Raw genomic sequence first — 21,395 nt, forward strand, 5'->3', positions numbered from 1 at the left:
CTATGGCGTATCTCCGCCGTTGTCATCTTGATTGGCCCACTCTTTATATTTTCGGTCTAACGTTTTGCGCGATACACCCAAGTCACGGGCGGCGGCAGACTTATTGCCATCATGGGCATCAACAACCTGTGTAACATGCTGTTTTTCAACTTCTTTTAACGGCCAACTTAAAGGATACCCTAATGCTTCAGGGATGACGGTAACGACAGGCTTTTTCCAATATTCTGCAGGAGGTTTACCAAGTAAGATACAGCGTTCAATCATATTACGTAGTTCACGAATATTGCCCGGCCAGTCATATTGCTGAAGCACTTGTAAGTCTTCATGACTCCAAATAATGTCCTTGATCCCCAGCTCTTGTGACAACTGCAATGTAAAATAATGAGTCAGTTCAACCACATCTTCAGGTCGAGATCGCAACGAAGGGATAACAATATTGAGCACATTAAGGCGATAAAATAAGTCTCGACGAAAACGTCCCGCCTCAACCTCATCAATTAATAAACGGTTGGTGGCGGCAACCACACGCACATCAATATCAATTTCTTTTTCGCTACCAACAGGACGAATTGCACGCTCTTCAAGCACTCGTAATAGTGCGGTTTGCATGTTCATTGGCATTTCGCCAATTTCATCTAAAAATATCGTCCCACCAGATGCATAATTAAATAACCCTTCGCGGCTCCCTTTAGCACCCGTAAACGCCCCTGCGGTATGGCCAAATAACTCGCTGGCTAATAACTCTGGTGCAATCGCGCCACAATTTACAGGAACAAAAGGCCCACTGCGGCCACTGAGTTGGTGTAATTGCCTTGCAACCAGTTCTTTACCTGTCCCCGACTCGCCTTCGATTAATACCACAGCATTGGTCGGTGCAATACGCTCAATAACTTGTTTAACATCTCTAATGGCTTCGCTATTTCCAATAATGGTTGATGAGTGACCATGTTCTAATTCACGCCTTAGCATAAAGTTTTCACGTCTTAGCAAGCGTTTCTCTATACAGCGGTCAACTGCGGTCATCATTTGTTCAAGGTGAAATGGCTTCATGATAAAGTCACAAGCACCTGCACGAAGCGCTTTTATCGCCACGTCCATATCGGCATAACCCGTCATAAAAATAATATCGGATTGTCTATCTAAATCATTTAGCGCTTCATGCCACTCAATACCTGAACGATCAGGCAAACGAATATCAACAATGAGCAAGTCAAAATGGCCTTGGCTACGGATAGATTCTGCCTGAGCAATAGTCGATGCGGTTTCAACTAATGAAAACTTTTTGGAGAGCGCCTTCATTAAAAAACTGCGCATACCAGGCTCATCGTCAACGATTAACACTGACATTGTGGTTCGAGGTATTGAGGAAATTCGTTCTTCAGAACTCATAAATTGACTCTTACTTGGGACATTTTGACACGATTTGCAAATACTCTAGCATTGAATCTGAGCAACAGGGTCACTCTGAACCACAGAATAGTGATCGTGGGACAAATTGTCTTACACATTTAGCTCAAGCTTGGGATCCAGTTCACAATTTCGATTTTAGGCGTGAACTGTATTTGCATTAAAATCGTTTGGCATCTAACTTGCTTATGGCTTTGGTAATTAAGCAAAAATTCAGTTATTAATACAACAAGGAATGAAAATGTTAAAACTCAAAGCAAGTGTTAGCATGTTATTAGCCGCAACCGTGTTTAGTGGTGCAATGCTAAGCCCGGCCGCTTTAGCGGGTGAAGTCATTAAACTTGCTACAACAACGAGTACAGAAAACTCTGGTTTATTGGGTGCAATTTTGCCTAAATTTGAGGCTGAATCAGGTTACACAGTACAAGTTATTGCAACGGGCACTGGTCAGGCATTAAAACTGGGAAGTCAGGGTGATGTTGACGTAGTGATGACCCATGCTCCAGAGGCAGAAGCCAAATTTGTTGCAGATGGTTATGGCGTTGAACCTCGCGGAATTATGGAAAACGATTTTATTGTTCTTGGGCCTAAAAATGACCCAGCTGCAGTTAAAGCAAGCAAAGATGCCGTTGATGCATTTAACAAAATAGCCACTAAACCAAGCCAATTTATTTCACGTGGAGATAATTCAGGCACCCACATGAAAGAGCTTGAGATTTGGCAAGCAGCTGCAGTAACACCAGACTTTGCTGGTTACACATCGGTTGGCCAAGGTATGGGCAAAACGTTATTAATGGCGAACGAATTACAAGCTTATACTCTAGCAGACCGCGGGACGTTTATTGCCTATAAAGCCAAGCTTGATTTAACCATTAGTTATGAAGGCGGCGCGGCATTAGCAAACCCTTACCAAATTATTTTAATTAACTCAGAAAAATACCCAGATTTAAACCATAAAGGCGCAAAAGCATTAAGTGACTGGTTTATCAGCCCTGCAACACAAACGATGATCAATCAATTTACCGTGCAAGGAGAGCAATTGTTTAAGGCCACATATAAAAAATGAATGACGGCTGGTTAGCCCTATTGCAGCAAGCATTTAGCTTGCTGCTCTCTTTAAACCCTGATGTTTGGGCAATTATTAACATTTCTTTTTCGGTGTCGTTTGCGGCGCTGCTGATCACTGTTGTTCCATCCATTATTTTAGGTTTTATACTGGCATTTAGTCATTTTCGTGGCCGCTGGGTGGTGACCAATCTCATCCAGACACTGCAATCCATTCCAACTGTTGTGATTGGTTTGTTGGTGTATTTATTACTGACCCGCCAGGGAGTGCTTGGCGATTTGAAGTGGTTATTTACTCAGCAAGGTATGATTTTAGGCCAAATGCTTATTTGTGCGCCGGTTATGGTTGCTCTTTCTCAGGCTGCATTTTCAAGTGTCGATCGCCGTGCGTGGGAAACCTCGCGCACATTAGGCGCATCTTGGTTACGTGCAGTATGGACACTCTGCCGAGAGCTACGCGTCCCACTATTGTTGGCCATTATCGCCGCCTTTAGTCGTATTTTAACCGAGGTTGGCTGCTCTATGATGGTGGGGGGCAATATTATGAATGTAACACGCAATATTCCAACCGCCATCGCGCTGGAAACCAGCAAAGGGGATTTCGCACAGGCCATTGCATTAGGATTGGTACTACTAATTTTAGCCCTAGTGCTAAACTTCATCTTAGGTTCATTGCGAGGCAAAGCCCTCCCGAGGAGTCATTAAGATGGCCTTATCGCATCCTTCTGTCAGCAATGACGCTATACAGGTTCATGCACAAAATGTACTCATGAAGTATCAACAACATACTTTATTTAGCGTTGCGGACCTGACGTTTAAGCAGGGTGATGTTATCTATCTTCAAGGCGATAACGGCTCTGGAAAATCAACATTAATGAAAATCCTTGCAGGCTTGATTACCCCCACTCAAGGTCGAGTTGCTAGCCATGGGTTTGCGCGTAACCCCTGGTGGCAGATTGACAGCTTGCTAGGTAAAGCGGTTTATTTGCATCAACATCCTTATTTATTTGAAGGCTCGGTAAAGTACAACTTAACCTATGCCTTGAAACAACTCACGCTTACTGCAAAAGAGCGGCATCATAGGATCGAACAAGCAATTAATATGGCGCAACTTAATGACTTATTAGATCACCATGCCAGTGATTTATCGGGTGGTGAGCGCCAACGACTTGCGATTGCTAGAGCATGGATCGCCCAGCCCAAATTACTTATGCTCGACGAGCCGATTTCGAACATGGACAAACACTCACAACGTTTAGTGTTAGCGATGATCAACCAGTTAAAACAAGACGGAACAGGCTTATTAATCAGCAGCCACCAAACTTGCGGACTCACAGCGTTATGCAAACAGCATTGGCATATTAAGCAAGGTACAGTTCATACGAGTATGCATGTGCCTACAACAGAAACTGTGCATCAATCTAATACAACGGAATTACACTATGGCACCACAAATTGACGCTGTAATTTTAGCGGGCGGCATGGCAAGACGAATGGGCGGTAACGATAAAGGATTGGTCGACCTTAACGGACAAGCCATGATCTGTCACACCATCGACAAACTCAGCAAGCAAGTCGATCGCATTATGATTAACGCCAACCGTAACCAAGCAGAATATGAACAATGGGGTTATAGCGTATTTAGCGATCAGCAAAGTGGTTACCTTGGCCCACTTGCCGGTATGGTTACAGCATTAAAGCAAACTCAAGCAGAATATTTATTAGTGGTTCCTTGCGACTGCCCTATGCTACCAGAGGATTTGGTGCAAAGACTCTTAACCGCACTTATTGCTCAAAATGCCGATATTGCAGTTGCCAGTGATGGCGAGCGTGAGCAACCCGTGGTACTGCTACTAAAACCATATCTTGTAACATCCATGCAAGCATTTTTAGATGCGGGTGAGCGTAAAATCGATTTTTGGTATCGTCAGCATACAGTGGCGGTAGCCAGTTTTGCTGATCAGCCCAATGCCTTTGTTAACGTCAATACGCCAGAACAAAAACAACAACTTGCCCAGCACATTGCCAAGTAATAATTAAGAGGTTCACGATGACTGTAGTATTTAGTAATCCACTACCTATTCCCGTTTTAGGGTTTTGTGCATACAGCGGCACGGGTAAAACAACCTTATTGAAACAACTTATCCCTGAGCTTAATCAGCGCGGTATTCGGTTAGCGGTTATCAAACATGCACATCATAATTTTGATGTCGATATTCCTGGTAAAGACAGTTATGAAATGCGTAAAGCGGGCGCCAGACAAGTACTGGTTGCCTCTCATGTACGCTGGGCACTAATGACTGAAGATCCCGTTGAAAATGACCCTCAGCTACAACACTTACTTAGCCAAATTGAAGCCGATAAAGTCGATATCGTCCTAGTTGAAGGTTTTAAAAAGCTGGCTCTGCCTAAAATTGAATTGCACCGCGCGGCCCATAACAAACCGCTTATTCATGTGCACGATGACAACATTGTCGCGATTGCTTGCTGCGACGAAACCCAAGTGCCTGACACCTTAACCCGCTTAGACTTAAACAATATCAACCAAATTGCTGATTTTGTTCAGCACTACCAGCAAAACTGGCAAGCGCCTCAAGTAAGTTTACCTATTAATTTTGACAACCAAGCACTAAGTGAGCAGCCAGAATCTGAGTATGGCATTAGCGTCTCGCAAGGCATTAGCAAGGTGCTAAATCAGGTTAAACCTATTAATCAAACTGAGTTAGTTGATCTTATTGATATAGAAAACCGAGTGTTAGCCCACGATATCATTTCAGAAATCAACGTACCACAGCAAACAAACTCTGCAATGGACGGTTACGCTTTCGCCTTTGATAGCGTTAATAACTCACCTCTTAAAATAGTAGGCGAAGTACTTGCAGGGCATCATTATCCAAATATCCTGCAACAAGGTGAAGCCGTACGCATTATGACTGGCGCAACACTGCCTCAAGGTGCCGACACCATCCAAGCGCGTGAGTTAGCCGAAGAAAGCAATCAAACGGTGAGTCTACTTGAACCAAATTACATCATTAAAGGCCAACATGTACGGCTTGCTGGTGAAGACATTGCTCAGGGTGAAGTGGCTTTATCTGCCGGTACACGATTAGGCTCTGCAGAATTAGGATTAATGGCCTCACTTGGTTTTAATCGCTTGCCAATCTTTAAGCGTCCAGTGGTTGCGGTGTTCTCAACCGGTGATGAAGTGAGTCAACCTGGAGAAGAGTTAAAACCTAACTGTATCTTTGATGCTAACCGTTACACCATTTTATCGATGGCGAAGAAACTCGGCTGTCAGGTGATTGACCTCGGGATTATCGACGACAATGAACAAACCCTGACCAGCACATTACGCGATGCGGCGAGCAGAGCAGATGTTGTCATTAGCTCTGGCGGTGTGTCAGTTGGCAATGCCGATTACATCAAAATGGCACTGGCCAACGTAGGCAGTACTCACTTTTGGCGAATTAACATGCGCCCAGGCCGCCCATTAGCGGTAGGTAACATTAATCAAAGCCTGTTTTTTGGCTTACCTGGCAACCCTGTTGCTGTGATGGTGTCATTTATGCAATTTGTTCAACCCGCCATTCGAAAACTGGCTGGTGAAACACACTGGCAACCCCAATTTATACCGGCAATTGCAGCTCAACCGCTACGAAGCAAAACAGGGAGAACAGAGTTTTTGCGAGGTATTTATCACATAGCCAATGATGGCCAGATCCATGTCAGCACTACTGGTGCACAAGGCTCAGGAATGCTTAGCTCTATGGTCAATGCCAATTGCCTTATTGTCATTGGAGAAGAAACTGCCACAATCCCTAAAGGCGATCGTGTGTTTATTCAACCGTTTGCCGATTTGCTTTAAGCCCTCAACCTCGACAATCATTGCAACACGCAATGGTTGTCGAGTGACACTTTATTTTACCGCATTCAACGACCCTCTTTATTATATCAATCCGTATAAATCACTCAGAATGCGTCAAGTGTTTGTTGATTTAACCTCAACTCTGGATAAGAGATGTATTGATAACGATATAAATCAATAGATTGGCTAAAATCCACTGTCAAGCTTGTGATTGGTTTTGCCAACAAGGCGAATTAACGCGTCAATAGCTAGCCTATTGCAAGTTAATTCAACGCAGTGAGGAAGGCAAAGGACTGCTTGAAAGGCGTTTGTTATCCAGAGCTGAGGTTGATTTAGGCATCGCTATGGCGTTAATGGTTATTCCCTTGCAAATACCGATACCAATCACTTGATTAACTCCCTTTAGCATTGCTGTGCTAGATTCGTTTTTTATCATGTGGGTGGTACACTAAAAGCATACAGCTGCATCAAATAAAGAGGAATTTTATATGGCACTTTCTCGAAAGAACTGGAACTACATTATTATCGGTGCCAGTGTCTTTATGATTTCTGTGTTATCGTTTATTAATGATAAAACCGCCAACATCCCCGATGATGCAGTAGCCCTGTTTGACCCCCAACTACCTTTGGTGCAACTGAATCTCGATAATATGTGGTTGAGTAAACAAGGCGATGACTGGTGGTGTCATGATCGCGTTATCAATTGCCAACAATGGGCACAGGCGTGGCAAAATATCAGCGTATCGCCTTTAGCAACCCAACCAGAACATAGCTCTCGCGAACAAACGCTGACCATCGCCATCAACAACATTCACACAGCCCAGCAATGGCGGTATTTCCCCGAGGATGGCTTATTACAATCATCGAATCTCAATTGGTACCAAATACCACCAAGTTTGCGCGCAGGCTTGCAGCCAATTCTTGCTGAAGTATCACAATCAAAATAATGGATTTTTATGCCAGAACTACCAGAAGTTGAAGTGACCCGCCAGGGGATCAGCCCCTACCTTATAGAACAAACAGTGAGTGGCCTCATTGTCCGAAACAGTTCATTGCGCTGGCCTGTACCAGATGTGGCGCAAAATATTGTTGGCCAACGCATAAACAATGTGCGCCGTCGGGCCAAATATTTATTAATCGACACTGATGCCGGCATGACGATTGTACACCTGGGAATGTCTGGCAGTTTACGTATTTTACCGCGTAACACCCCTGCTGAAAAACACGATCATATTGATCTAGTTTTAGAAAATGGTCGCATGCTGCGCTTTAATGACCCCAGACGATTTGGCGCCTGGTTGTGGTATGAATTACCCGAGCAGGCTCATCCATTGCTGTCAAAATTAGGGCCTGAACCATTAAGCCCAGCGTTTACCCCGCAACAGCTACAGGCCGCTCTCGCGGGGAAGAAAAAGGCCATCAAACTGTGCTTAATGGACAATCATATCGTGGTTGGAGTAGGCAACATCTACGCTAACGAGGCTTTATTTGCCGCAGGAATTCATCCACAAGCTGAAGCCGGCAGCATTGATATTGAACGATTAACCGTATTAGTCAATGAAGTGAAACAGATTTTGGCTCACGCCATAAAACAAGGCGGCACCACCCTCAAAGACTTTACCAATGCCGATGGAAAGCCAGGCTATTTCGCCCAAAAACTCCATGTATATGGCCGAGGCCATGAAACCTGTACCGCCTGTGGGCATTTACTCAGCGAAATAAAGTTAGGGCAACGCACAACGGTATTTTGCAGCATGTGCCAGCAGAGGTAAAAGTAATTGAATAAAAAGGAGCCGTTATAGGCTCCTTCATAGATCTGCGATAATATTAAAATCGGTACTCAAAAGTAGAAAACACCGTCGCCTGCGTATCATCATCTTGTACTTCAAACTCAGAGTTAGCCACACTGCCGCCTAAGGTCAACATGCCATTAAACACAGGCATACGGTACGATAACTCTAGCATCAATAAATCTTCTTTCAACGTTTGCGGTGCCCATACAGTTGCAGTATTGCCCCCATCTTTATTAAGCTGAGCATAACGCAGGATAGAAGTAAAACCATGGCTATTTTCAAATTGACCTACAAGCCCTAAAACATAGGTTTGAGCATCACTCTCATAAGTACTTCCGTAAGTCCGGCCATAATAACGTGAACCACTTTGGTATGTTGAGTGCTCATAAAAACAGTTATATTCAGATCCCACATCACAATTGACCATAGTGTCTGAATATTCAAAAAAGACTTTATACTGCTGTTTTGAAAAGTTAAATCGTGAGTCTACACCAAACATCTGTCCACAATCGGACATACTCGATGCATTTGAAGCATTTTCGCAGGTTTGCTCTACATATAAACCGACAGGAACACCAAACCAGTCATCGCTATAACGTACATCAAAGCCAGTCATCTGATTGGTATTACTGCTGCAATCAGTGGAATTGCATTCTTGCGGGTCAGTAATGGCCTCAAAGGCACTATCGACACTGCACTCTTGCTCTTCGCCGCAAAACATCGCAGTCCACGACACGCCGACCTCAAGCTGTTTTAAGGGCTTTATCGCACTGCGAAATGACCACAACAACGCATTGGAGGCATAACGTTCTTGTTCAGTGAGACTGACGCCCGCAGTCAATGTCCAGGCACCTAACCAAGAAAGCAGAGGCGTTTCAAATGCCTGAGAGTTATTTCGACTTATCATTAACGAGGACATAGGTCTTGCATTTGTCGACATGTGCAAAGAAGAGTCAAACCCTGGGCCCCACCACTGCGCAACCGTTCCAAATGTGGTCACCCAATTCCCTAAAATTACCGCAATATAGTTATCGTCAAAACGAAAGTCTTTATCGTCATTCGGGTGGTAATTGGCTGACGCCGAAAGTTTATAAGCAAGATGCTGCCCCAAATACTCATGTGAGCCTTGTATTTGGCCTTTCTCTCGATAATCAGAACCAAAGTGCTGAAAACGCGCGGCATCAGTAGCCGCTGCAACTTTAACGCGCGTATTGCCTCGATTATTCACTGCGCCTTGATAGTAAAAATTGACTCGAGCGTAAGCTTCAACTAAGTCTTTACTCATTAGCGATGGTTCAGCTCGTGCTAAATCGACTCCAATACCTGACCACATTAATGGATAGGTATTAATAGGTGAGGTGATCACCCCAGCATCAGCAAGCGCCTGTATATCTGCACGCAAGTAAATATCACTGGTATCAACCCAAGGCGCGGCTTGAGTTGCTGAGCATAATAATGCCGAGCCAACTCCGAATGAGAGCACCAACTTGCTTAAGCAAAATCCCTTTAACATAGATAACATTATCCTTTATTTACTGCATTGATTTTTTGTTTCAATGCTGCGGCAACTTGTGGATGCACAAATTGGCTCACATCGCCCCCATGAAGTGCCACTTCTTTAACTAAAGTTGACGATATAAATGAGTTTTCTTCTGATGGTGTTAAAAAAACACTTTCGAGATCTGGGCTTAAGCGGCGATTCATATTGGCAAGTTGAAATTCGTATTCAAAATCTGACACTGCACGTAATCCACGCACTAACACACTGGCGTGCTGCTCTTTTGCAAAATCGACCAGCAGCCCCGTAAATCCCACCACCTCAACATTGTCTAAATGGGCCGTGACTAAATTAACCTGAGCCACACGCTCCTCAAGGGTAAACCTGGGTTGCTTTGAAGGGTTGGAGGCAATGCCTATAATTACATGCTTAAATAAACGTGCAGCTCGTTCAATAAGATCAGCGTGACCATTCGTCACAGGATCAAACGTGCCTGGGTAAATTGCTCTTCTATGCATTATTAAAGCCATCATTATGGTGTTTGAGAACTGATATTTTAACAGTTCAGACTGACTCAACACACCTGTAATTGATAATTAATTAAACTGTTTTTGTAAAAAAACCAAAAATCGTGTAAATTAGCGACTCGAGCATGCTGAATATTTTTTAAGCATTTGTGTCGAATTATATATGGAAGTGAGTCGATTATATGCTAATCTTCCATTTAGGTGTGTTTGAATAATTTACGGGAAGACTTTGAATATGAAAAAATCAGCTATCGCGTTAACTACTGCTTTATTAATGATCGGTTCAGCTTATGCTGCTGACCCTGCTGAAACCACTACAACCACTACAACTAGTGGTACTGGCGGTGCTGCTGGCGGCGCTGCTGCTGGTGCAGGAGTTGGTGGTGTTGCTGTTGGTGCTGCTGTTGTAGCTGGATCTGTTATTGTTGCTGCTGCTGCAACTGCTGCTAATGATAGTAGCACTGAAGACGGTTCTGGTACTGGTACTGGTACTGGTACTGGCACTGGCACGACGACTACAAGTACTGGCACAGGTACTGGTACTACTACGACTTCAGTGACAAACTAAATTCGTACCTTTTAAAAAAAGCACATTTTTTAATGTGCTTTTTTATTTTCTTTTTTTTGTCATTAAGCCAAAGCTTAAGGAACTGAGCTCATATGCCTTCAATTTTTCAAAATAAAAGCCTACTCCCTTTGCTTTTCTTCTTTATCTTAACAGGCTGTAGCAACACATTCGTACAAATTGGTGGCATGCTTAAAGAAAGCATCGTAGGCTTTCCTGATGATAATGTTACTGCCGCAGAGATTGAGAAAAGCCCTTATGCCAGCATCCACGTTAGAATCAATAATACACACAGATCATATATCGTACTTGCATATGCAGAAGCCCCACAAACGCTACCAATAACCCGCATTGATTCTAAAAACATTGAGCTTAAATGGCTCTCGGCTGACAATGGTATGCTAGTAACGCGTAATGGCCGTTTATTGAAATCGGTAAATTTATTTGTAGGTAATCGCCTTAACATTAACAGCGAACAAACTGATCCCGTCGCTTTAGGCTTGCATCTAAGTAGTACGCCAATGCAATGGGAAAATACGGTAGATTGGCAGCCAGGTTATCATGTCAGTTATCAACAACACTCCACCTTTAGTTTTGTTAGTGATGAAACGCTCACTATCAATGATAAAACCGTAACACTTAAAAAATTCAATGAGCATGTTGTCGTGGCTAATCTCGATATCGAATATGACAACCAATTTTGGGTTGATGAATCGACGGGTAACGTGATCAAAAGTTATCAAAAAATTGCCCCGAACTTACCTTATATCGAAATGACCCTTCTTAAGCCTTATGGATTTGAGGACGTGAAATGAAGCCGCTAATTCAACTCTGTTCAGCTTTAATACTATTGACATTTAATCAACAACTTAGTTATGCCGAAACTGAAGTGACTGTAGCTCAATCGGTATACAGTAACTCGACGGTATCATTAACATATGTGAGTCCACCTCGCTTAGTACAAGTCATCAAAGATAGTTTATCAAATGCACAGCTTTCTTCTGAACAATCGAACCCTTTACCCATTTATTGGTTAGGTGCGGGTTTGTATGATGCCAGTACAGAAGCGGCATTACTCACACAGCGACAACAGATTCTTAATACCCTTAAAACACAATATAGTGATATGGGTAAGCCAGATCATATTCAGGCGTTAAAAACACTAGCGACATGGATTGCAAATAACCAATTTCTTCAACGTCAGTTTATTCCACTTGATTATGATGTGATTCGATTAAAAGAAGAGCTAAACCCACTATTACAGGGGAAATACTTGCTCACTCTCCCTAGCAAGCCACAAGATGTATTGGTATTAGGAGCAGTGACTCAAAATGGTCCTCAGCCATTCGTTGTGAGGCAAAATGCGTCGCAATATATTGAAAATGCGATACCATTAAAAGCATCAGAAAATAGCTTCGCTTGGCTAATTCAACCTGATGGAAAAATAGAAAAATACCCTATTGCTTATTGGAATCAACAACATATCGATATCGCACCAGGGGCGATTATCTACCTTGATTTTGACGGTGTAAGAGATAACGAGCCAGCATTGAACCAACACATCCTAGAACTACTAAAACATTGGGTACGTTAACCATGAACCATGCAAAGCAGACAGCCTTTTCTCTTTTTGCCATTCCTATCATGGTAAGCAGTATTGTTATAAGCACTAGTGCCCACAGTGATGAATTATCCACACCTAAGCTCACGCCTTCACAGTATGATTTTGGTGGTGTAGGCCTGATTCAAATGCCTACAGGTAGAATGGCAGCTGAAGGTGAGTTTAGTGTAAGCGGGACTTTTAACGAAGATTATTATCATGGCGCATTATCACTGCAGTTATTTCCCTGGTTAGAAACCACGATTCGCTATACCCAAGTACCAGACGTACTCTACAGTAACGATCCAAGCTTCAGTGGTGACACTTACTACACCGACAAAGGCATCGACATAAAATTACGCTTATTAGAAGAAAGCTACTGGCTACCAGAAACCTCTATCGGCGTTAGAGATATCGGTGGCACTGGCTTATTTGACAGCGAATATATTGCCATGACCAAAGGCTTTGGCCCTTTTGATGCCACCGTTGGATTTGGTTGGGGTTATATCGGCAACCGTGGCAACTTCATTGATTCGGGCAAAGCATCTTCCGTAGATTGTAATCGAAACACTGGTTACAAAGGCACTGGTGGTGATGTTGACTTTGAACGTTGGTTTAAGGGTTGCAGTGCCATTTTTGCAGGTATTGAGTACCAAACACCCTGGGACCCATTACGTATAAAAGTGGAATATGATGGTAATGATTATAAATCAGACTTTGCAGCCTTACAGACCGGTAATGAACTAACACAAGACAGTCCTATCAACTATGGGATGCTATACCGTGTCAGTAATTGGGGCGACTTTAAACTCAGTTATGAGCGCGGTAATACCTGGACGCTGGGTTTTAGCATGGCGACTAACTTTAATACCTTAAAATCAAACTGGCGCGACACACCAAAGCAACCGATTGAAGATAAGCCGGATTTAGCCGACCGCAAAGTCGACTTACCGGAACTTAACAAGCAATTGGCTTTTGATGCTGGCTATAGAGGCGCCAAAATCTACATCAAAAATGATGAAGTCACAGTAGTTGCGACGCAAACGAAATACCGTGATAGAAAATATGCTCACGATCATGCTGGGCGAATTTTAGTTAATCATTTCCCACAAGCAAAAACCTTTAAAATTATTGAAGTGGCGGGCCATTTACCGACGACTGAAACCCACATTGATGCAAAAAGGTTTACCAATGCGGTACAACATAACTACATCCATGCAAAAGTAACAGATAGTACAACAGTTATAGAACCGACATTACCAACTGAAACACCTGATTGGGACACGCCTAATCAATGGAATTATGGTTTTGCGCCAAAACTAAACCAATCGTTTGGTGGTTCAGAAAACTTTTACTTATTTAATGTCGGCATCAATGGTGGCGCGAGTCGTTGGCTGACTGAGAATATTGAGATCAGCAGTTCGATGTATATCAACCTGTTTGATAACTATGACCAGTTTAAATACCAAACACCACCAGATGGCACCGATCTTAAACGCGTCAGAACCTTAGTGAGACAATATGTTTCTGACACCACCGTTCGTGTCGATAATTTGCAGTTAACCTGGCTCGATAAGCTTAGCGAAAACATCTATGCCCAGGCATACGTTGGTTACCTGGAAATGATGTTTGGTGGTGTTGGAACAGAAGTACTTTATCGCCCAATGAATAGCGAGTGGGCATTTGGTATTGACGCTAACTACGTCAAACAACGCGATCCTGACAACATATTCGGTTTCTTCGAAAATGAAATCAACTACGATCCTTTTTCAAACCGTTACTTCAGAGCACAAACGGGTACCTTTACAGGTCACGCCAGTGTGTATTACCAGCCAAAATGGTTTGATGATGTGCTGCTTAAAGTGAGCTATGGCCAGTATTTAGCAGAAGATCGCGGAGTAACAGTCGATTTCTCTAAACAATTTGATAGTGGTGTTATCGTAGGTGCATTTGCCTCTAAAACCAACCTGTCTGCGGATGAATTTGGCGAAGGTAGCTTCACTAAAGGCTTCTATATTTCAGTTCCATTCGACGCAATTTTACCGACGCCGGTATCAAATCGCGGTAGCCTAGCTTGGCAACCTTTAACACGAGATGGCGGCCAAAAACTGGGCCGTAAATTTGAGCTTTATGGCGGAACAGATGCCAGAGCGCCATGGCTGAACAAGTCCAATAGCGTGAAGTAAATCCGTTTATACAGTAAAAGGCAGAACCTAGTGGTTCTGCCTTTTTATTGACGGTGAAACAAACGTTTTCAGCAATACCTAAGTTTTATCGTACGCCTCAAGATAATCAACGATTCTTACCGACGCCATACCATCCGTTGATTGAGATAATAAAACACCAAAAATAAGTTATTTAGATAAAATTTTGAGCAGAATATGATTATAAAAATGAACGAAATGATCGAAGCATCATGAATTAAATCTAGAACAATCTAGCAATAACAACCATTTCGTATACATGATGGAATATGCGCTACGTAGAGCTAAAAAACAAAGCACCTAAATTCATTTATGTTTTACCAATAAAGGGAATCGATGAAGCCTCTGATAGCAAAATAATCTCACAGCTTTAGTCGTCGGCCTGTGTACATTTTATTTTGCATCCAAATATTTAAAAAACTCATCTCTGCCAGTAAAACGTGCTTCGATTGCTTTGATATGTTTGTCTTCTGTATGCTTCCAAACACCGGGGATAGAATATACGTGCTCAAGAAACTTAAAAAACTTATTTCGCAATTGTAGATTTGGTTCCCAGCCTTGCATTACAGCCTTAAGATTTTCACTTAACCGCTCAGCATTATCCGCATGTTTAACTAAACCTTCTATGTTGTAACAGGCTTGACCTACTGTTAAAACGCACTTATTAAGTAGAAGCGACTCTAACCCAACTGTTGAGTTTATAGTAACCACGGCCTCTGAGCATTGAATTAAATCACCGGTTTTATTGCCATTCGCAAATGTCGCAATTGGATCTTTATTGTAAAGATGGGAGTAATGTTTGTGCCATGACGGATGCTCTTTAAACACCACTTTTAGCGAGGGGTCATTCAAACTTTTAACGGCTTTAAGCACCTCATCGTAAAACATTTCCATTGAGTCTATCCAAGGAGAAAAACTTGCTATTTGCGTATCGTGAGGGACTTGAAAAGGGGCAAAAATATAACGTTCTGGTATTTCTGTTGAGTCAAACGCACAGCGCTTTTTATGGTCTTCCCTAGGAATTATTTTTGGTTCTGAAAACTCTAACACATTTTGCGGATCAAAATTAAGATAAAAAGACGGATCGCGACTCAACGATGCATTAAAGTTAATACCTCGAGGATCTAAGCTACTTGTGCCTGGCAGCAAACCATTCTCGTAATAAAATTGTTTTATACATAATGCTTTAGCAGCCATTGCAACGGTGATATTAGGTAGTTTATTACCATTCCAAATCACTATGAACTCTGGTTTAACTTCATTTAAAAGCGCTAAATACTTGGCATATCTTAAGCGTTCAAACAAAACCAGCACAAAACCGTACATAGCACTCACTACAGGGTTTGCCCAAAAAGGACTGCGCGCTTTTTTTCTTATTAATTGCGACTTTACAACATCTTTAAAATCCACATTAAAGGCATTTTTCAAATAATTAACTGCCGTTAATTTAGGCATTCCCATAATGTGTAATTGACAATCCATCGACACTTTTTTTATTATTTTTTTATAGTATTTCGCATGAACATTTTTACGGGAGATAAATAAATAAGTCATATAAATTGGGCTTGCCGACTGTTGTTTTTATATCATAATACTATGTGGACAATGTTCTAAAAGCAAGGTTCACAAAAACGTTTACAACCTTGCCGCTATAAGACTTTCCATCACACTATCGATAAAAATAGAAGCGCTTGTCCTAAAGTGATAAATAATAAACTAAGATTATGGAATGACATCATTTATAGCATTTAAAAGCCTGAAAAATAACGACTTCTCATAACTTCCAATAACCTAATATTTTCCTCATTTTATAATTTCTTATAATATTTAAAGGCTTACGCTTTAGCCCTACTAAGCCATTGTCTATTAACTTATCTGTTTCAGCCAATACTCGCTCACTAGAGCAGCCATCACGATTTGGATGCATACTCTCACAATAGTGTTCAATCTCTTTAAGCAGAGTCGGTGGATAAGTCAATGCTCGCTCAAGTGCGGATTCAATATCGTCAACCTTATTAATATTAATAAGGTGCGAACCACCAATCTTATTATCAAAAGTCACTACAGGCTTACCCTGCAAAAGAAACATAATAAGCACAGACGATGTATCACAAAGCATTACATCAGCCTCTTTTAACAAAGGCAGCACATCATCGGTTTCAACAAAAGATAAGTTGTCATTTTCTAATTGCTTGTATTTTTCAACAACATCACGATTCATTTTAGGGTGAAATTGCACTAACCATCGCCATTTATTATCCTGAGATAACTGCTTCACTTTATCATAAACAGCTGCAGCACATGAAAAACGCGGCGAAAAAGTAGAACAGAAAAGAATAACAGGCCTATCATCACGCTTTGTTATCACCGAGTCATCGGGCTTAAACAAAGGGTCCAATGTTGGCCAGCCTGTTTCAACTACCTTGAAGGTACCATGCTTTTCCGCCAAACGCTGAAATGGCTCAGTAGACTCAGGGCCTTGAGTACAATATAAATCAAAGCAGTGGCGTATGGTAAAATGTCCATTACGCCCTAACCCATCAATTTTTACCGTACCAAAACCATGGAATACACTCACCTTAACGCCTGGAATAAAGCTCGGTACGATATTGCCTGGCACAAACACTGCTTGTGGTTGCCACTGAATAGTTTCTTCAATTGTCATCAAGCGAGCCTCAGATGGCTTAAGGTACTTGTCGTCAACCTCATTACCAGCAAGAAACCATCTTACCTCGTCTCCACGCGCTAAAATGGTCTTTTGTAAAGGCCTTAGAATGGCGTAAGAATAATTTTGTGAAATGTAAAATAAATAACGTTTCTTACTCATATTAACTGTTGTTCCTGCGAAATGACTAAATTGCGAAAATTACCTATTTAAGGTATTAAATTATGTTCACTACCAACGAAAAGGTGAATTCGTTAATATGGTAAATGTCTAGTCTTGCTCGTTATCTTCGATAAGTTTTTTCATGCTTTTTATCACGTCATCAGTTTCAATCATCGCCATTAAATGCTCGCCTTTTGCTCGCTTCCCCCATTTAACGTCTCCGTCTACCTGCTGAGCAACTACCTCCTGGTAAACACTCACTGTGTAGTCACGATAACAATAGGGTCCAGTCCGCCCTGGGTTTGAGTGCGCATATAAGCCAATAACGGGAGTGCCTTGAGTCACAGCCATATGCAATGGCCCAGTATCTGGGGCAAGCACAAAACAGGCTTGTTTTAACAAGGCTAATAATTGGGTTAAGCTTGTTTTGCCCACTTGATTATCAAACGTGTGCTGACTGTGAGACTGAATCACATCTGCTAAATTTTTTTCAAGCACTGTTGGACCACCACACAACATCACCTTATAACCTTGCGATATCGCGTAATCAGCTGCGGCCGCATAACGCTCAGGCAACCAGTTACGCTCAGCTTTACTGGCTGCGGCACAAATCACCATCACTTTAGCGTCCCCAATAAGTTGAGAGGCAAAGTCGGTGTCACTTTGCGGTACCGGAATATCCCAACGAGGCGTTAAATCGGTCACACCAATGGCTTTTGCAAAACCCATAAAACCATCAAGAACATGGGGCGTTGCTAACGGTTCTACAGCATGATTAGTAACCAGCCACTGGCCTTCTTTAGCACGAGCTTTATCAAAACCAACTCGAACATCGGCCTTAATCATTAATGATGCCATCGTTGCACGTAATGCCACTTGCATATGCAATAACACATCAAAGCGTTGGCTTTTTAAATCACTACGCAATTGAGTATAACTGCGCCAACCTTTAGATTTATCAAAAATAACAAACTCAATCCCTGGCAAATGCTTAAGTAATTGGTACTCAACTTTACCGATCACCCAGGTGATAGCTAAATCTGGATAGTGCTTTTGAATAGCTTGTACCATGGCGACAGCGTGGCACACATCACCTATGGCAGATAATCGCAGTAAACATAATGAACGTATCGCACTAAAGTCAGCTTTCATTGAATATCCAATATGCTTAAATGAAAAGATAGAAGGAATGCAAGACAGTGATCTTAAGGTATAATGTTATTTCGATCCACAATCAAGCCCGTGCTATTTGATAATTAAATGCAAATAAAAACTACCCCGCTAGGCCACATTGCATGGTGCGAACCCAGTGCCGCAAACATAACGCCAGAAGAATTCTCTGTGGACATTTGGCAAAGCCAAAACGCCGTTGTAGGACAATCAACAGGTCGATATACCACCTGGTTTGTCAAAACAGACACGTCACAAACCTGGGTGTTACGTCATTATTGGCGCGGTGGCCTTGTGGGTAAAATTAACCGAGACAGCTACTTTTACACAGGCATTAAACAAACTCGAGCTGTAGCGGAGTTGACCTTACTTGAAACGCTCCATCAACAAGGTTTTGCCGTACCCAGGCCAATCGCGGCAAATGTGACACGGTGCGGTTTATGGTACAGAGCAGACATTATTATTGAACATGTAGCTGGCGCTAAAGACTTAGTTGCCCAATTAAGCTTGAACCCCATAACAGATCAACAATGGTATGAACTAGGGCAAGTCATTGCTAAATTTCATCTTGGCGGTGTCTACCATGCCGATCTTAATGCCAAAAATATTCTATTGGCTCAACAAACGTTTTATTTAATCGATTTTGACCGAGGCGAAATACGCCAACCTGATAAACGTTGGCAACAGGCTAATCTAAACAGGTTATTACGTTCGTTTAACAAAGAACACGGCAAGCAGCCTAAACTTGCATTTTCGGCTCAATGCTGGCAACAACTCCTTGATGGATACCGCAGCGTCAATCCGCTATAAAGAAGACGATTTCATCAACGAGTCAATTAATAAAAACTGTTTAGATAATGCGCCACGGTTTTGGGTAACTACGGCTGATGCTGCTGCTGATGCGCGTTGGTACTGATGCGCATCCTGCCATTTATCCACTAACATCTTGGCAAGATCGCTTGCTCCTGCAACAACCTGCAACCCTCCAGCATTTGCAAGTAGTTCGGTAATTTCTGCAAAATTCCAGTGATTAGGGCCAACATACACAGGGAGTGCCATCGCTGCAGGCTCAAGCGGATTGTGCCCGCCGCCTTCTATTAGTGTGCCGCCGACAAAAGCTTGGTCTGCTGTGCCATAGAGCATCAACAACTCACCCATAGTGTCACCTAATAACACCTGAACATCATGGCTTACTGCATCATTCATGCTTCGACGGGCCAGCTTAAAACCAGCTTGAGTAATGGTAATTGCGGCTAAATTAAACTGCTCTGGATGCCTTGGGGCCATAATCAATAATGCATCAGGACAATTAACTAGCACGCATTTATGTGCAGCCAAAATCGCATCAAACTCACCAGGATGCACACTGCCGGCAACCCAAATAGGTGTATTTTTACGTTGCCATTGCTCTCGCGTTTGCAAAGCCTGCTGTCGCTTACTTGAGTCAATTGTTAGGTCGAATTTAAGGCTGCCACAGACATTAAGCTTTTTTGGGGCAACCCCTAAGGCAGTAAAGCGTTCGGCCTCGGCTTGGGTTTGCACCAATATCGAATCTAGCTGTTGCAACATAGGTGTCGACAAACGTGGTTTGCTGGCATACTTGTCAGCTGATTTTTGTGACAAACGCGCATTAGCCAACACCGAGGTGACATTTTTTTGTTTTGCAAAATGGATTAAATTAGGCCACAACTCCGTTTCCATAATAATCAGATATTTGGGCTGTGTTTGGCGTAAAAAACGTTTAACCGCATAGGCAAAGTCAAAAGGCAGATAACAATGCTGCACCTTATCACCCAATGCTTTTATGACCTCAGCGGAGCCGGTTGGGCTGGTCGTGGTAACGGTAAATGTATATTGCGGATGCTCCGCCATAAGTTGTTTTATCAGCGGCAGGGCCGCCAGGGTTTCGCCCATTGACACACTGTGGATCACTACATCGGTAGGCTGTAACTTTGCAAAACCAAAACGTTCAGACCAACGACGACGATAATCAGCGCTTTTAATTGCTCTAAATAGCAAATACATTACAACCAAAGGCAATAAAAGATACAAAAATAAAGAATATAGGGTACGGTTCATGTATGAAGAGTCATCGATTTTTGCTTGTCAGATAAACACAATGTTAACATAATCATATTAAGTCGGCTTAATGAAATGTTATCGCTGTAATAAGCCAAAACCCTAAGCTAATAATGAATATGGACATCTTATGAAAACCCGCGACAAAATCGTTTTTGCCAGTATAGAGCTGTTTAACGAACACGGTGAGCGCAATATTACCACCAACCATATTGCCGCTCATTTAGGCATTAGTCCGGGTAACTTGTATTATCACTTTCGCAATAAAGAAGACATCATCAACTCTATTTTCGCTCTATATGAAAACCACCTTGAGTCTGGCTTTAAACCTTATGATGATGTACCCATTACTATCGAATTATTAATGGGTTACTTCGATGCCATGTTTTATACCTTGTGGCAGTTCCGTTTTATGTATGCAAATTTAGCCGATATACTCAGTCGCGATGACGCGCTTAAAAAGCGTTACTTACATGCACAACAACAAGTCCTTAACCGCTCAAGTAACATTTTGCTTAAACTAAAAAAAGATGGTTTTCTTGATGTTGACGACAACAAGGTTACCGCACTTGCTGACACCATAAAAATGATGGTCAGCTTTTGGATTAGCTATCAGCTTACACAGTCGAGTACATCGAGTATCACTAAAGCCACATTGTATGATGGACTATTACGTGTACTGATGATTTTTCAAGCGTATGAGACACCTGCATCGTCAGCAACGTTCAGTCGTTTAGAGCAACACTACCTCGACATTGCCAGCCAAGAACGCCATCAAGCGGCGTAATAAAAAAC

Annotated in this window: 20 protein-coding genes; 13 read left to right on the top strand and 7 right to left on the bottom strand. The window is 42.3% G+C overall.

What is annotated here, in order from left to right:
* Nucleotides 1-1,389 carry a sigma-54-dependent transcriptional regulator gene (locus tag K8B83_RS01255; protein ID WP_188739044.1) on the bottom strand — a complete coding sequence of 463 codons (1,389 nt, stop codon included), beginning with the start codon at nucleotides 1,387-1,389 and terminating at the stop codon, nucleotides 1-3.
* Between the two features lie 286 nt (nucleotides 1,390-1,675).
* Between K8B83_RS01255 and K8B83_RS01260 the strand changes: the two genes are divergently transcribed.
* The 7 genes from K8B83_RS01260 (at nucleotide 1,676) to mutM (ending at nucleotide 8,109) form a co-directional block, all read left to right on the top strand.
* Entirely contained in the window at nucleotides 1,676-2,473 is a 798-nt protein-coding gene (locus K8B83_RS01260) for a substrate-binding domain-containing protein (protein ID WP_373284898.1), read from the top strand.
* On the top strand, nucleotides 2,470-3,177 hold the full coding sequence (locus K8B83_RS01265; RefSeq protein WP_188739042.1) for an ABC transporter permease: 708 nt from the start codon (nucleotides 2,470-2,472) through the stop codon (nucleotides 3,175-3,177). The genes K8B83_RS01260 and K8B83_RS01265 overlap by 4 nt, the downstream gene beginning before the upstream one ends.
* 1 nt (nucleotide 3,178) lies before the next feature.
* Nucleotides 3,179-3,931 carry an energy-coupling factor ABC transporter ATP-binding protein gene (locus K8B83_RS01270; RefSeq protein ID WP_373284897.1) on the top strand — a complete coding sequence of 251 codons (753 nt, stop codon included), beginning with the start codon at nucleotides 3,179-3,181 and terminating at the stop codon, nucleotides 3,929-3,931.
* Nucleotides 3,915-4,505, top strand: a complete 591-nt coding sequence (mobA, locus tag K8B83_RS01275; RefSeq protein ID WP_188739041.1) for a molybdenum cofactor guanylyltransferase MobA — start codon at nucleotides 3,915-3,917, stop codon at nucleotides 4,503-4,505. The genes K8B83_RS01270 and mobA overlap by 17 nt, the downstream gene beginning before the upstream one ends.
* Nucleotides 4,506-4,522: 17 nt before the next feature.
* On the top strand, nucleotides 4,523-6,337 hold the full coding sequence (locus K8B83_RS01280) for a bifunctional molybdopterin-guanine dinucleotide biosynthesis adaptor protein MobB/molybdopterin molybdotransferase MoeA (RefSeq protein WP_188739040.1): 1,815 nt from the start codon (nucleotides 4,523-4,525) through the stop codon (nucleotides 6,335-6,337).
* Between the two features lie 488 nt (nucleotides 6,338-6,825).
* Nucleotides 6,826-7,284 carry a hypothetical protein gene (locus tag K8B83_RS01285; protein ID WP_188739039.1) on the top strand — a complete coding sequence of 153 codons (459 nt, stop codon included), beginning with the start codon at nucleotides 6,826-6,828 and terminating at the stop codon, nucleotides 7,282-7,284.
* A gap of 9 nt (nucleotides 7,285-7,293) precedes the next feature.
* The gene (gene mutM, locus K8B83_RS01290; RefSeq protein ID WP_188739038.1) at nucleotides 7,294-8,109 is read left to right on the top strand and encodes a bifunctional DNA-formamidopyrimidine glycosylase/DNA-(apurinic or apyrimidinic site) lyase; all 816 of its coding nucleotides are present in this window, start codon (nucleotides 7,294-7,296) and stop codon (nucleotides 8,107-8,109) included.
* A gap of 55 nt (nucleotides 8,110-8,164) precedes the next feature.
* On the opposite strand, the gene K8B83_RS01295 is transcribed toward mutM, so the two are convergent.
* Both K8B83_RS01295 and coaD read right to left on the bottom strand, forming a co-directional pair.
* Nucleotides 8,165-9,643, bottom strand: coding sequence for a capsule assembly Wzi family protein (locus K8B83_RS01295; protein ID WP_188739037.1), 1,479 nt, complete (start codon nucleotides 9,641-9,643; stop codon nucleotides 8,165-8,167).
* 8 nt (nucleotides 9,644-9,651) lie between these two features.
* Nucleotides 9,652-10,146, bottom strand: coding sequence for a pantetheine-phosphate adenylyltransferase (gene coaD, locus K8B83_RS01300; RefSeq protein ID WP_188739036.1), 495 nt, complete (start codon nucleotides 10,144-10,146; stop codon nucleotides 9,652-9,654).
* 244 nt (nucleotides 10,147-10,390) lie between these two features.
* Between coaD and K8B83_RS01305 the strand changes: the two genes are divergently transcribed.
* From K8B83_RS01305 to K8B83_RS01320, 4 genes are all read left to right on the top strand, one after another.
* Entirely contained in the window at nucleotides 10,391-10,723 is a 333-nt protein-coding gene (locus K8B83_RS01305) for a hypothetical protein (RefSeq protein WP_188739035.1), read from the top strand.
* Nucleotides 10,724-10,815: 92 nt separating this feature from the next.
* On the top strand, nucleotides 10,816-11,535 hold the full coding sequence (locus K8B83_RS01310) for a YjbF family lipoprotein (protein ID WP_188739034.1): 720 nt from the start codon (nucleotides 10,816-10,818) through the stop codon (nucleotides 11,533-11,535).
* On the top strand, nucleotides 11,532-12,314 hold the full coding sequence (locus K8B83_RS01315) for a capsule biosynthesis GfcC family protein (RefSeq protein WP_188739033.1): 783 nt from the start codon (nucleotides 11,532-11,534) through the stop codon (nucleotides 12,312-12,314). The genes K8B83_RS01310 and K8B83_RS01315 overlap by 4 nt, the downstream gene beginning before the upstream one ends.
* Nucleotides 12,315-12,316: 2 nt before the next feature.
* A complete protein-coding gene (locus tag K8B83_RS01320; RefSeq protein ID WP_188739032.1) occupies nucleotides 12,317-14,506 on the top strand; it encodes a YjbH domain-containing protein in 2,190 nt (729 codons plus the stop codon).
* Nucleotides 14,507-14,917: 411 nt separating this feature from the next.
* Here the strand turns inward: K8B83_RS01320 and K8B83_RS01325 are convergent, their stop codons facing one another.
* From K8B83_RS01325 to K8B83_RS01335, 3 genes are all read right to left on the bottom strand, one after another.
* Nucleotides 14,918-16,078, bottom strand: a complete 1,161-nt coding sequence (locus K8B83_RS01325) for a capsular polysaccharide export protein, LipB/KpsS family (protein WP_188739031.1) — start codon at nucleotides 16,076-16,078, stop codon at nucleotides 14,918-14,920.
* 220 nt (nucleotides 16,079-16,298) lie between these two features.
* Nucleotides 16,299-17,351 (bottom strand): CDP-glycerol glycerophosphotransferase family protein, encoded by a 1,053-nt coding sequence (locus K8B83_RS01330; RefSeq protein ID WP_188739030.1) that lies wholly within the window; start codon nucleotides 17,349-17,351, stop codon nucleotides 16,299-16,301.
* Between the two features lie 108 nt (nucleotides 17,352-17,459).
* The gene (locus K8B83_RS01335) at nucleotides 17,460-18,503 is read right to left on the bottom strand and encodes a glycosyltransferase family 9 protein (protein WP_188739029.1); all 1,044 of its coding nucleotides are present in this window, start codon (nucleotides 18,501-18,503) and stop codon (nucleotides 17,460-17,462) included.
* Between the two features lie 108 nt (nucleotides 18,504-18,611).
* Here K8B83_RS01335 and K8B83_RS01340 point away from each other — a divergent pair, with 108 nt between their 5' ends.
* Nucleotides 18,612-19,331 (top strand): 3-deoxy-D-manno-octulosonic acid kinase, encoded by a 720-nt coding sequence (locus K8B83_RS01340; protein WP_188739028.1) that lies wholly within the window; start codon nucleotides 18,612-18,614, stop codon nucleotides 19,329-19,331.
* On the opposite strand, the gene waaA is transcribed toward K8B83_RS01340, so the two are convergent.
* On the bottom strand, nucleotides 19,326-20,600 hold the full coding sequence (gene waaA, locus K8B83_RS01345) for a lipid IV(A) 3-deoxy-D-manno-octulosonic acid transferase (RefSeq protein WP_188739027.1): 1,275 nt from the start codon (nucleotides 20,598-20,600) through the stop codon (nucleotides 19,326-19,328). The genes K8B83_RS01340 and waaA overlap by 6 nt on opposite strands.
* Nucleotides 20,601-20,730: 130 nt before the next feature.
* Here waaA and K8B83_RS01350 point away from each other — a divergent pair, with 130 nt between their 5' ends.
* Entirely contained in the window at nucleotides 20,731-21,387 is a 657-nt protein-coding gene (locus tag K8B83_RS01350) for a TetR/AcrR family transcriptional regulator (RefSeq protein ID WP_188739026.1), read from the top strand.
* The last annotated feature ends 8 nt before the right edge of the window (nucleotides 21,388-21,395 follow it).

This window comes from Shewanella inventionis (assembly GCF_019931735.1).
Lineage (GTDB): Bacteria > Pseudomonadota > Gammaproteobacteria > Enterobacterales > Shewanellaceae > Shewanella > Shewanella inventionis.

Bases quoted from the DNA above. Each gene is read 5' to 3' on its own strand.
- K8B83_RS01255 (WP_188739044.1), bottom strand. From the start codon at position 1,389: ATGAGTTCTGAAGAACGAATTTCCTCAATACCTCGAACCACAATGTCA.
- K8B83_RS01260 (WP_373284898.1), top strand. From the start codon at position 1,676: ATGTTATTAGCCGCAACCGTGTTTAGTGGTGCAATGCTAAGCCCGGCC.
- K8B83_RS01265 (WP_188739042.1), top strand. From the start codon at position 2,470: ATGAATGACGGCTGGTTAGCCCTATTGCAGCAAGCATTTAGCTTGCTG.
- K8B83_RS01270 (WP_373284897.1), top strand. From the start codon at position 3,179: ATGGCCTTATCGCATCCTTCTGTCAGCAATGACGCTATACAGGTTCAT.
- mobA (WP_188739041.1), top strand. From the start codon at position 3,915: ATGGCACCACAAATTGACGCTGTAATTTTAGCGGGCGGCATGGCAAGA.
- K8B83_RS01280 (WP_188739040.1), top strand. From the start codon at position 4,523: ATGACTGTAGTATTTAGTAATCCACTACCTATTCCCGTTTTAGGGTTT.
- K8B83_RS01285 (WP_188739039.1), top strand. From the start codon at position 6,826: ATGGCACTTTCTCGAAAGAACTGGAACTACATTATTATCGGTGCCAGT.
- mutM (WP_188739038.1), top strand. From the start codon at position 7,294: ATGCCAGAACTACCAGAAGTTGAAGTGACCCGCCAGGGGATCAGCCCC.
- K8B83_RS01295 (WP_188739037.1), bottom strand. From the start codon at position 9,643: ATGTTAAAGGGATTTTGCTTAAGCAAGTTGGTGCTCTCATTCGGAGTT.
- coaD (WP_188739036.1), bottom strand. From the start codon at position 10,146: ATGCATAGAAGAGCAATTTACCCAGGCACGTTTGATCCTGTGACGAAT.
- K8B83_RS01305 (WP_188739035.1), top strand. From the start codon at position 10,391: ATGAAAAAATCAGCTATCGCGTTAACTACTGCTTTATTAATGATCGGT.
- K8B83_RS01310 (WP_188739034.1), top strand. From the start codon at position 10,816: ATGCCTTCAATTTTTCAAAATAAAAGCCTACTCCCTTTGCTTTTCTTC.
- K8B83_RS01315 (WP_188739033.1), top strand. From the start codon at position 11,532: ATGAAGCCGCTAATTCAACTCTGTTCAGCTTTAATACTATTGACATTT.
- K8B83_RS01320 (WP_188739032.1), top strand. From the start codon at position 12,317: ATGAACCATGCAAAGCAGACAGCCTTTTCTCTTTTTGCCATTCCTATC.
- K8B83_RS01325 (WP_188739031.1), bottom strand. From the start codon at position 16,078: ATGACTTATTTATTTATCTCCCGTAAAAATGTTCATGCGAAATACTAT.
- K8B83_RS01330 (WP_188739030.1), bottom strand. From the start codon at position 17,351: ATGAGTAAGAAACGTTATTTATTTTACATTTCACAAAATTATTCTTAC.
- K8B83_RS01335 (WP_188739029.1), bottom strand. From the start codon at position 18,503: ATGAAAGCTGACTTTAGTGCGATACGTTCATTATGTTTACTGCGATTA.
- K8B83_RS01340 (WP_188739028.1), top strand. From the start codon at position 18,612: ATGCAAATAAAAACTACCCCGCTAGGCCACATTGCATGGTGCGAACCC.
- waaA (WP_188739027.1), bottom strand. From the start codon at position 20,600: ATGAACCGTACCCTATATTCTTTATTTTTGTATCTTTTATTGCCTTTG.
- K8B83_RS01350 (WP_188739026.1), top strand. From the start codon at position 20,731: ATGAAAACCCGCGACAAAATCGTTTTTGCCAGTATAGAGCTGTTTAAC.